The organism is Rahnella sp. PAMC25617, from assembly GCF_050606005.1.
GTDB lineage: Bacteria > Pseudomonadota > Gammaproteobacteria > Enterobacterales > Enterobacteriaceae > Rahnella > Rahnella variigena.
In genome coordinates this window covers 220,670-232,389 of record NZ_JBOCUM010000009.1, presented here as the reverse complement: position 1 = coordinate 232,389, position 11,720 = coordinate 220,670, and the positions used below count along the sequence as shown (strand labels likewise).

Here is an 11,720-nt window from a genome sequence, read left to right as displayed (position 1 = left end):
GAATCGGATTAATAGTAATAAGACATATCGGTCGGGGTTTTGCTCATCACATCAAAGAAAACGTCTTTCGTGTTTGCCCAGAACTGCGCGACGGCGGCGGCATCATAATTCATGCCCATCAGACTCATGACGAAGAAACAGGTCACGGTCAGGCCGAGACCGCTGCAAACAAAGGCCATGGTATTGCGGCTGGACTGGCGGCAAACAATATTAAGCTGGCTGGTGCAGAACATCAAAAAGGCGCTAAGCAATTCCCAGCGCATCATGACAATCCCGGCAGTTAAAGTACCCATCGATAAAATCCTTACTCACTACAGCCGTTTACACAAAGCCAAAATCAGCCGGATGGCTGTTACAACAGGTTGGCAGCGGGCTTTTCTGAAGAAATGGTGAATTACAATAGTGTGACGACGGTCACATTATATCACCGGATTTTATTTTTGAGCAAAATATGTTCGCTAATGAAAAATAGGCATAACACATCAACTTATTTTGATGATGTGTTATGAAAAGAGTGGGGTGCGATAACGGTAGGGCGCTGAGAGTTACCCGGTGAATCAGGCGCCGTACCCCATGACCTGTAACAGATGCTGCGCCTGCTGCACCGCTTCCTGACGGTGTGCGACGCCCAGTTTCTGGTACAAATTGCGGATATGCGTTTTGATGGTGGTGGAGGCGACATCGAGTTCACCGGCGATCTGATCGTTGCTGTAACCGGAGTAAATCAGCCCGAGAACCTGCCATTCGCGCTGGGTCAGCGGACTGGTGCGGATCAGTTCCGGCACCTGCGGATGGGTCAGCAGTTTGTTGACGAACCCTTCGTCGAAGTGCGCGAACTTATGACGATGGTGCTGGTTAATTTCACGCAGAATTTGCTGCGCACGGCGCTGTTCCAGTTCCGGCAGCAGATTGAGTTGCAGCAACTGTCGCAACTGCTGCGCCATCATTTCCCCTTCGATGACGAAATGACTGACAAAACCCGTACGGTTCGCCAGCCCCAGCGCTTCGATCAACACCCGCTGCGCATCATTTTTACGGCCGGTATGCCAGTAAAGCAGATTGCTGAGCAGCAGATTGCGGTTGAGATCGCTGGTCAGGCGCAACTGACGCGCATTCTGATTCAGCTCATCGAGCACCACCTCGGCTTCATCAAACTGTTCCAGCAAAATCTGCACGCGGGCGATATTACGCCACTGGCCTTGCTGGAAATGGTTGTCGGCCATGTCGGGTTTACGTGCCTGTTGCAACCACTGGCGGGCAGCGGCTTTGTCGCCGATCATCTGCCAGTAAATCACCCTTGGTTTATCGGTATTGGTCAGCCAGTCGATGTGATACTGACCGGTTTTGAGCAGGCTTTCGCAGCGTTGCAGATGGTGATGTGCGTTATCTAGCTGACCGCGGGCGAGGGAGCATTTCGCCAGCATTGCCAGACACTGCAACTGCTGCTGTGGCTGGAAGTTGGTCAGCACGTCGAGCCCCTGACGGGCGGCGTCTTCGGCATCATCGAGCCGCGACCATGACCACAGTAATTGCGAGCGCAGGCGCAGTAAAAATTCGTGCATCGGCAACTGTTCCAGATGCTGTTCACGCACCAGTTCAAAAGCGCGATCCTGCATCTCAAACGCAGCCTGCAAAAAGCCCTGCGCAATCAGGATTTCACTCTGTTGCAGCAATGCCCATAACGCATAGTGATAAGCTTCATAGCGGCGGGCAATCTGTTCGGTTTGCTGCATCAGCGGCAAGGCGCGGGTCAGATCGCCTTTGCAGTGCTGGATTTCGCCGGTGACCGAGGTCGCCACAATCCGGCTGTAATAGCTTTCATACGGCAGATATTTCAGGGCGTCTGCGGCAAGTTTTTCCGCCTCATCCTGACGGCCATCGTTAATCGCCACCTGCGCCCGCAGGGCATCAAATTCCGCCGCGAGTTCCTGTTCCATGACGATATTGCGCTGCTGCATTTCACTTTCGGCGCGCACCAGCAACGTTTCCACTTCGGCATAACGGTGCTGACTTTGTGCCAGCCACGCCTGCAACAGCACCAGTTTAGGATTCTGGATCAGGCGGTCGTACGGCAGCGCGGCCAGACATTCTTCCAGCAACGCGAGTTCGCTCTGATTGAACAGTGCCCAGGCGTGTTGCAGCAGAATATCGCGCAGCATATTGATGTCTTCCGCCCCCAGCGCATGATGAATAGCTTCGGCTGGAAAACCTTGCGCCAGCCAGCCTTCAGCAGCGGCACGGTGAATGGCCGGCAGTTCTGTCGACAGTTCCCACTGGCAGCGCTGGCGCAGGAAAGTGGCAAACAGCGGATGGAAGTTAAACCATTCGCCGGTGTCATCCATGCGGTGAATGAAAAGCCCCTGACGTTCCAGTTCCTCGAGGCGCTGCTGGCCGTTTTCGCTGCCGGTCAGGCGCACAATCAGCGCATCGTTCATTGACCGCAGCAGCGAGCAGCGCAGTAAAAAGTCTCGTGTCGGCGCATCCACGCGATCCAGCACTTCATCCACCAGATATTCTGAAAGATGGCTGGCATTCAGCCCGGCCAGTTTGCGGGCGGACTGCTGCGTAGACTGTTGCGACGACGTGGTGGACTGACGTGCGGATAACGCGATCAACTGGAGTGCCGTTGCCCAGCCAGCCACTTCGTCGCACAGGCGGCCACTGTCGGCCTGATCGATGGGGTCTTTCAAGCGGTTGTCGAAAAATTGCTGGGTTTCCGGGTGCGTAAAGGCCAGATGCGTGGCGTTAAGTTCCAGCAACTGATCGCGGACACGCATATTGGCGATACCCAGCGGTGGCAGGGTGCGCGAAAGGACCACCAGCGACAGATTTTCCGGCTGATGACGCAGGAAAAAACGCATCCCTTCATGGATGGCATCGTTAGAAATCAGGTGATAATCGTCGATAACCAGCAGCAGCGGACGGTGCCAGTCGGAAAGCTCAACAAACAGCTGAGCAAACAGCGCCGATAAACTGGCGTACTGGTGTTTCTGACTCAGCGCTTCACTTTTGACGCAATGACCGCCGCAAGCCTGTTGTACCGCCGCAATCAGATAGCTGGCAAAACGCTCCGGCTGATTGTCACTTTCATCCAGGGAATACCAGCCGAGATCGCTTTTGCCCGCCGCCCAATGTGCGACCAGCGTCGTTTTCCCATAGCCCGCCGGACTGGCGACCAGGGTCAGACGGTAATTTGGCGCAGTCGAGAGCTTCGTCAGCAGACGATCGCGAACCACTGTATTTTGCTGCCGCACCGGGCGGCTCAATTTCGACGGGATCAGCATTTTTTTCGATTCTTTTGACGGTAGTCAGGAGGCGTAATAATTATTTCGCAGCGTGTAATTAATCACTTTTTCTAAAGTCCTCCTTTGAAACATTGATTGCAAGAATGTTACGTTTTTACATGCCGTTAAGTTGCTCTGCATCACACTTCTAAATACAAATTTTCAGAGCTTCCCCCTGATCCCCCGTCTCCTCCGGCTACGCCCCGTTTCTCCTCCCTGCCTAATCTTTGGCAGGATGATGCTGCTCACAGGCACAAGCGTCAGCATAGTGATAATCAACATCAGACTTCCCTACAAATTCCCGGATAAAGAGGCATGTAATGCAGGTGACTTTGGATAAGACGCAGTTTTTAGCCGCGCTAAAACGCCAGTGGCAGGGATTCGGTTTGCAACAGGCACAGGATATGACACCGCATCAGTGGTGGCAGGCCACCAGTGCCGCGCTGTCCGAACAGCTGAGTGCGCAGCCTGCGCCTGAAGCGACAAAACAGCCGCAACGGCACGTAAACTATATTTCGATGGAATTTCTGATCGGGCGCCTGACCGCGAATAACCTGATCAACCTCGGCTGGTATGAGACCGTTAACCAGGCGCTGAAAGAGCAGGGCGTTGAGCTGGCCGATGTGCTGGAGCAGGAAACCGATCCGGCGCTGGGTAATGGCGGACTAGGGCGTCTGGCGGCCTGTTTCCTTGATTCGATGGCGACCGTCGGACAACCGGCGACCGGCTACGGCCTGAATTATCAATACGGTCTGTTCCGTCAGTCGTTCAGCGAAGGCAAACAGCAGGAAGCGCCGGATAACTGGCATCGCGAAAGCTATCCGTGGTTCAGCCACAACAGCTCGCTGTCTGTTGACGTGGCGTTTGGCGGCAAACTGACCAGGAACGAGAATGGCGAAGAACAATGGCGTCCGGCGTTCTCCCTGCGCGGTGAAGCCTGGGATTTGCCGGTGGTCGGCTATAAAAATGGCGTCACCCAGCCACTGCGTTTGTGGCAGGCGACTGATGTGCATCCGTTTGATCTGACCTTGTTCAACGACGGTGAATTCCTCAAAGCTGAGCAAAAAGGCATTGATGCGGCGAAGCTCACCAAAGTGTTGTATCCGAATGACAACCACGACGCCGGTAAACGCCTGCGCCTGATGCAGCAGTATTTCCAGTGCGCCTGTTCGGTAGGCGATATCCTGCGTCGTCATCATTTCCTCGGTCGCAAAATTGAGGATTTACCGAAATTCGAAGTTATCCAGCTCAACGACACGCACCCGACCATTGCCATTCCTGAACTGCTGCGTATTTTGCTCGACGAGCATCAGCTGGACTGGGACGCTGCCTGGGCAATCACCAGCCAGACCTTTGCGTATACCAACCACACGCTGATGCCTGAAGCGCTGGAATGCTGGGACGAAAAACTGGTACGCAGCCTGTTGCCGCGCCACTTCTCGCTGATCAAAGCCATTAATGCCCGCTTCAAAAAAGTGGTCGAAAAGCAGTGGCCGGGCGATAAAGCGGTGTGGGAAAAACTGTCTGTTCACCAGAACAAACAAGTCCGTATGGCGAACCTGTGCGTGGTCAGCGGTTTTGCGGTGAACGGTGTGGCGGCGCTGCACTCCGAACTGGTGGTGAAAGATCTGTTCCCGGAATATCACCAGCTGTGGCCGAACAAATTCCATAACGTCACCAACGGCATTACGCCGCGTCGCTGGCTGAAACAGTGTAATCCGGCACTGTCTGCGCTGATTGACGACACGCTGAAAACCGAATGGGTGAACGATCTTGATGCCCTGAAAGGGCTGGAAAGTTTCGCCGACGATAAAAAATTCCGTCAGCGTTATCAGACGATTAAGCGCGAGAATAAAATAAAACTGGCGCACTACGTGAAACAGGTGATGGGGCTGACGCTTAACCCTGACGCGATTTTCGATGTGCAGATCAAACGCCTGCACGAATATAAACGTCAGCATCTTAACCTGCTGCACATTCTGTCCCTTTACCGTCAGCTGCGTGATAACCCGGAAATGGACATGGTGCCACGCGTCTTCCTGTTCGGCGCGAAAGCGGCACCGGGTTATTACCTGGCGAAAAACATCATCTACGCTATTAACAAAGTGGCGGAAAAAGTGAATAACGATCCGCTGGTGCGCGACCGCATCAAAGTGGTGTTTATTCCGGATTACCGCGTTTCTGTCGCTGAACTGATGATCCCGGCCGCAGACGTTTCCGAGCAGATTTCGACCGCCGGAAAAGAAGCCTCAGGCACCGGCAACATGAAGCTGGCGCTGAACGGCGCGCTGACCGTCGGCACGCTCGACGGCGCGAATGTCGAGATTGCTGAAGAGGTCGGGGAAGACAATATCTTCATCTTTGGCAACACGGTTGATCAGGTCAAAGCGTTGCAGGCGAAAGGCTACGATCCGCTCAAGATCCGCAAAAAAGACAAGCACCTGGATAAGATCCTCAAAGAGCTGGAAAACGGCTTCTTCAGCGATGGCGACAAACAGGCTTTCAGCCTGATGCTCGACAGTTTGCTGGGTGGCGGCGATCCTTATCTGGTGCTGGCTGACTTTGCCGATTATTGCGCCGCGCAGCAAAAAGTTGATGTGCTGTATCGCGACCAGGAAGACTGGACGCGCAAAACCATTCTCAACACGGCACGTGTTGGGATGTTCAGTTCCGACCGCTCGATCCGCGATTATCAGCAGCGGATCTGGCAGGCGAAACGTTAAGGAGCCCGCATGGAGAACAAAGCACTGGAGCAGGCCGCCAGGGAGGCGGGTATTTCCTCTGGTTTTATCAACGCGCACGGTAAGCAGCAGGCGATTGCGCCCGAAACTAAGCGTGAACTGTTAGCCGCAATGGGTTGGGTGGCGGAAAGCCATCTGGTAGTGACGCCGGTTCCTGCGGTGAAAGTGTTCGTTTCCGGCAGCCGTCTGGCATTGCCAGTCGGGGGGGAAGGTGAATATGCCTGGACACTCAAACTGGAAAGCGGCGCAATCCAGCAAGGGCGAATCAGCGGCAAAATGACCCTGGCGCTGCCGGGCAAAATCCCTGCCGGTTATCACCAGCTGACGCTGACACAAGATGCGCAGCAGTGGGATTGCCGGGTGATTGTCGCCCCGAAACGCTGCTATGAACCTGATGCGTTGCTGGCGGGTAAAAAGCTGTGGGGCGCGTGCGTGCAACTTTATACGCTGCGTTCGGAAAATAACTGGGGGATTGGCGATTTCGGCGATCTCCGGTTGTTGCTGAAAAAGGTCGCTGAGCGTGGCGGTGCGTTTGTCGGGCTGAATCCTATTCATGCGCTGTATCCGGCCAATCCGGTGGCGGCCAGCCCTTACAGTCCGTCGTCGCGCCGCTGGCTGAACGTGATTTATATCGACGTCAGTGCCGTCGACGATTTCAGGCTGAGCGAAGCCGCGCAACAGTGGTGGAATCTGCCGCTGACGCAGCAACGGTTACAGGCCGTACGCGCCAGCGACTGGGTGGATTATGGCGAAGTGATGCCGCTGAAACTCGAAGGTTTACGCCTGGCCTACGCGCAATTCCTGAAGCGTAAAGCGCAGGATGCGCAGGTGAAATCGCTGGCCGCTTTTGTGAAACAGGGCGGGGAAAGTCTGTATCTGCAGGCGGCGTTTGACGCGTTATACGAACATCTGGCGAAAGAGACGGATGTTGCGCTCGGCTGGAACCGCTGGCCGGAGCAATATCATGATGCGCGCGGACCGGCCGTTCGCGCTTTCTGCGAACAACAAGCGCAGGATGTGGAGTTTTACCTCTGGCTGCAATGGCTTGCAGAAACGCAATTTTCCCAATGCTACGAGGTCAGCCAGCAGGGCGACATGCCGATCGGTTTATACCGTGATCTGGCCGTCGGCGTGGTGGAAGGTGGCTCGGAAACCTGGGGCGATGGCGAATTGTACTGCCTGAAAGCCTCGGTCGGTGCACCGCCGGATATCCTCGGGCCGCTGGGTCAGAACTGGGATCTGCGCCCGATGGATCCGCATGTGATGGTGAAACGCGGCTATCAGCCGTTTATCGATCTGCTGCGTTCAAACATGACCAGCTGTGGCGCGTTGCGTATTGATCACGTGATGACGTTATTGCGTTTATGGTGGATCCCGGCCGGTGAAACGGCGGATAAAGGCGCGTATGTGCAATATCCGGTAGACGATCTGCTGGCTATTCTGGCGCTGGAAAGTCAGCGTCACCGCTGCATGGTGATTGGTGAGGATCTGGGCACGGTTCCGGTGGAGATCGTCAGTAAGCTGCGCGAAGGCGGGGTGTATTCCTACAAAGTGCTGTATTTCGAGCGTGATGAGGAAAACAACTTCCGTGCGCCGCAGTCGTATCCGGTTCAGGCGATGGCGACCATCACCACACACGACCTGCCGACGCTGCGCGGATACTGGCAAAGTGACGATCTGGCGCTGGGTAAATCGCTGGGACTGTACCGCGATGAAGATGTGTTGCAGGAGCTGTACGCCGACCGCGCCCGTGCGCGTCAGGGGCTGCTTGACGGCTTACACCACTACGACTGCATCCCTAAAAAAACCGGACGTAAAGCGGCATTGACGGAGATGACGCCGGTGCTCAACCGTGGCCTGCAACGCTACGTCGCTGACAGCGCCTGTGCTTTGCTCGGCCTGCAACCGGAAGACTGGCTCGACATGGACGCGCCGGTCAACGTGCCCGGCACCAGCGACGAATACCCGAACTGGCGCCGTAAACTGTCCACCTCCCTCGAAGAGATGTTCGCCGACGAGCAGGTGAATAAGCTGATTAAAGACCTCGATAAACGCCGCCGGAAAGTTTCGGTAAGCTGAGGTTTAGAGAAAGACAAACTAAGCCCCGTAAGGGGCTTTTTTGTGAATGACTTAAAAAGAAGTATGCGTTTCTGCTTCTGCGTTATTAGCAAGAATACCTACCAGAATTTCGCCGGGATCGAGGATAGCAAACATCATGTCGCCAACGATGCGGCGCTGATCTTTAGTCCGATGATAATTAGCCACTATTTCTGGAGGTAACGTTCTTAAAATCTCTTCAATGGTTCTCATAACTATTCCTTTAGTGTGAATTAGAACACTCTACCGTTTTAATAATTCATTTCCTATACCGGTTCAGTTAAGCCCTTCTTCAGGCCATTCAAAATCGTGTACTCCCCCTCGTTGTCCCAAATGGCGTAATTTATTTAACAGATTTGATTTGTTAACTTTCATATCGCCATGCTCGTCATAAATAAATCCCCAGTACTGGTAAAAAGAGGCCAGCCCTGAAACAGGTCTGTTTATTTTCAGAACTATTACACCAACAATATCTGCAAATAAATACGCGGCAAAAAATGCACAAAAAGCCATGCGTTTTTCTAATGCTGACTTTAAAACGGCATTTTTAAAATGTTCCAGCATGTGAATAGAAACCTGGTTAGCTTTAACATCGTAAGAATATACCGCTGCGCCAATCACTATGGGCGGCCTGCCTTTAGAATGTATTGCCAGGCTGAAGCGGTTTTCAAGAATGAAGTGTTCTTCTTTAAACCATAATCGCCAGTCTAGCATCGTCCGCATGAGTTCAAGATCAATAGCAGAACGCTTATCCAGAAAATTTACCTGAACATTTATCTGGTGATCGTTGAGCCTGTTTTGTAATTCGTTAAATGCCAATTCGGCAATGTCATAAACCCATCCTGAAGTATTCACGGGGACCTCCTTTTAACCGTCTGTCCCGCAGGCATGTTAAGAGGAATACTGGGCAATACCATCCCAGAGAGCCGATCCTGATACTTATTTATCATTCCTGGAATATGTCTACGAAAAGTAGAATGCAATGGAAAGCGGTTTGCATAAGCACAGACACAAAAAAAGGCGGCTTATTCAGCCGCCCAAGACACAGGTAATTGATCAAGTACTACAAAGCGCATTAGCCTTACATTTAACCTTTCACACCGCCTGCAGTTAAGCCGCCGACCAGCCAGCGTTGGGCGATCAGGAATACTGCCGTAATCGGGATGGCGGACAATATTGCCGCCGCCGCGAAATCGCCCCACAGGTAGTTTTGCGGGTTCAGATATTGCTGCATGCCGACCGCCAGGGTGTAGCTGTTCACGTCACGCAGCAGTAAAGATGCCACCGGCACTTCGGTGATGGCTGCGATGAACGACAGAATGAACACGACGGCCAGAATCGGTACCGACAGCGGCAGCAGCACCAGACGGAAAGCCTGCCACGGGGTGGCGCCATCCAGTGCGGCGGCTTCTTCCAGCGAGCCGTCGATGGTTTCGAAATAGCCTTTGATGGTCCAGACGTGCAGGGCGATGCCGCCCATATAGGCGAAGATCACGCCGCCGTGAGTGTTCAGGCCGAGGAACGGCACATACATGCCGAGGCGGTCGAACAGGGCGTATAACGCCACCAGAGACAGCACCGCCGGGAACATCTGGAAGATCAGCATCCCTTTGAGCAGCGAACTTTTACCGCGGAATTTCATGCGGGCAAACGCGTAGGCGCAGGTGGTGGAAAGGGCGACGATGCCGACCGCGGTGATCCCGGCGATCTTGATCGAGTTCCATAACCACAACATCACCGGGAATGGCGGCGGCGTGATGCTGCCGTCGCTGTTGGTGACCGCGATGCCGAGCGCCAGTTTCCAGTGATCCCACGAGACCTGATCCGGGATCAGGCTGCCGGTAGCAAAGTTACCCGGACGCAGCGAGATGGCGAATACCATCAGCAGCGGGAACAGGATCAGCGCCAGAAAACACAGCAGTAAAAGGTGCGTGACCAGCAATCTGACTTTCTGCGACTTAGGTTTAACCATGGGCATTGTCTGTTTCTCCTTAGTCGAATTTCATGCGTGAGGCTTTCAGGTTCACGACAGCCAGCGCACCGACCAGCAGGAAGATCAGCGTGGCAATCGCCGCCGCCAGCCCGAAGTCCTGCCCGCCGCCGCCTTCGAAGGCGATGCGATAGGTGTAGCTGACCAGCAAATCGGTATGACCGGCAGGTGTCGTAGTGCCGAGCATGTCCGGCCCGCCGTTGGTCAGTAACTGGATCAGCACGAAGTTATTAAAGTTAAAGGCAAAGCTGGCGATCATCAGCGGCGTCAGCGGTTTAATGAGCAAAGGCAGCGTGATGCGGAAGAAGTTCTGCATCGGCGTGGCGCCGTCCATTGCCGAAGCTTCATAAAGATCGTCAGGAATGGCTTTCAGCAGGCCCATACACAGGATCATCATGTACGGATAACCGAGCCAGGTGTTGACGATAATGATCATGCTTTTGGCGGTCCACGGATCGCTGAACCATGCCGGTTTAATGCCGAACAACGCGCTGAGCATCAGGTTGATCTCACCGAAACTCTGGTTGAATAACCCTTTGAAAATCAGAATCGAAATAAAGGCAGGCACCGCATAAGGCAGGATCAGCAGGATGCGGTAAGCAGCTTTGCCTTTCAGTTCCTCCCACTGTACGACGCAGGCCAGCACCATGCCGACGGCAACGGTCAGGATCACGGTCAGCAGGGCAAAAACAACGGTCCAGACGAAAATCGACAGGAAGGGTTTCTGGATCCCTTCATCATGCAATACGCGCAGGAAGTTGCCCCAGCCGATGCCGACGGTAAAGCCCGGGCTGAGTTGTTCGGCCTGCCATTCGCCCTGAGCGTTTACTGCCTGATAGAAGCCGGTTTTTGTGTTCGGGCGGTAGATTGTGCCGGTTTCAACGTTAGTCAGCTGCTTTTCATCGTCGCCCAGTTTGTACAGCGGCTGGGTGCCGGAGAACTGGCGCAGTGAACTCATGCGCAGCGTTTCGCCGTCGGGTAATTTCGCCGAGAGTTGTCCCAGCGCCGCACGGTTTTGTGTCACCACGCGCAGACCGGCTTTTTCCGTCGAAGGGGCGGTCTGCGGGAGCATCTCCAGCGTTTGTGGCGCGGAAGCGTTAAAGGCAAAAGGTGGCGAAACCAGCGTCTCGCTGTTATCCGCAGACGTCAGTGCCAGCTGCCATTTATCACCGGCAGACTTTTCACCAGCAGGGAAGAGCGCAAAATTAAGTGCTTTTCCGCCCTGAAATTGACGGTCCATCAGCACCGACTGCGCACGTTCAAACGTCAGCTGGTTGGTGCTGCTGTAGTTGGTGAACGCAATCGCGATGGTGCAGACCAGCGGGAACAGCACAAATAAAGACATCCCGGCGAGGCCAGGATAGACATAGCGCCACGAATAGGCGCGGCGGTTGCCGTAAATGTATAAACCGACGCTGGAAAGAATCAGGGTCAGAACGGCAAAAAGGGTTTCGCCCTGCGCATACATCAGCACGATCAGATAACCGGTAAAGCAGGCGAGCAGGGCGATGACCAGCCATTTGAACGCATTGCTGAACGGCCGTTTTTTGGCTCTTGGCATAAGGACAATCCTTGTGGTGGCGGTACGGAACCCGTGAGTCCCGCACC

8 protein-coding genes are annotated in these 11,720 nt (G+C 54.2%); 2 read left to right on the top strand and 6 right to left on the bottom strand.

All coding sequences use genetic code 11. The annotated features are described in order from the left end of the window. Positions 1–8 precede the first annotated feature (8 nt). On the bottom strand, positions 9–293 hold the full coding sequence (locus ACM615_RS13630) for a YjcB family protein (protein ID WP_112286748.1): 285 nt from the start codon (positions 291–293) through the stop codon (positions 9–11). A 264-nt stretch (positions 294–557) separates the two neighbouring features. After that, entirely contained in the window at positions 558–3,284 is a 2,727-nt protein-coding gene (gene malT / locus ACM615_RS13625) for an HTH-type transcriptional regulator MalT (protein WP_113877145.1), read from the bottom strand. Between the two features lie 320 nt (positions 3,285–3,604). Between malT and malP the strand changes: the two genes are divergently transcribed. Then, complete coding sequence (gene malP, locus ACM615_RS13620) at positions 3,605–6,007, top strand: maltodextrin phosphorylase (protein ID WP_129639302.1); 2,403 nt, start codon at positions 3,605–3,607, stop codon at positions 6,005–6,007. A 9-nt stretch (positions 6,008–6,016) separates the two neighbouring features. Further along, positions 6,017–8,104, top strand: coding sequence for a 4-alpha-glucanotransferase (gene malQ, locus ACM615_RS13615; protein WP_431012037.1), 2,088 nt, complete (start codon positions 6,017–6,019; stop codon positions 8,102–8,104). A 51-nt stretch (positions 8,105–8,155) separates the two neighbouring features. On the opposite strand, the gene ACM615_RS13610 is transcribed toward malQ, so the two are convergent. The 4 genes from ACM615_RS13610 to malF all read right to left on the bottom strand — a co-directional run bounded on the left by ACM615_RS13610 (position 8,156) and on the right by malF (position 11,673). Further along, on the bottom strand, positions 8,156–8,335 hold the full coding sequence (locus tag ACM615_RS13610) for a hypothetical protein (protein ID WP_132965764.1): 180 nt from the start codon (positions 8,333–8,335) through the stop codon (positions 8,156–8,158). A 63-nt stretch (positions 8,336–8,398) separates the two neighbouring features. Then, positions 8,399–8,977: a hypothetical protein gene (locus ACM615_RS13605; RefSeq protein ID WP_279919524.1), complete on the bottom strand. Its 579-nt coding sequence runs from the start codon at positions 8,975–8,977 to the stop codon at positions 8,399–8,401. A gap of 232 nt (positions 8,978–9,209) precedes the next feature. Further along, on the bottom strand, positions 9,210–10,100 hold the full coding sequence (gene malG / locus ACM615_RS13600) for a maltose ABC transporter permease MalG (protein WP_112286742.1): 891 nt from the start codon (positions 10,098–10,100) through the stop codon (positions 9,210–9,212). Positions 10,101–10,113: 13 nt separating this feature from the next. Next, positions 10,114–11,673, bottom strand: a complete 1,560-nt coding sequence (gene malF / locus ACM615_RS13595) for a maltose ABC transporter permease MalF (protein ID WP_120162360.1) — start codon at positions 11,671–11,673, stop codon at positions 10,114–10,116. Positions 11,674–11,720 lie beyond the last annotated feature (47 nt).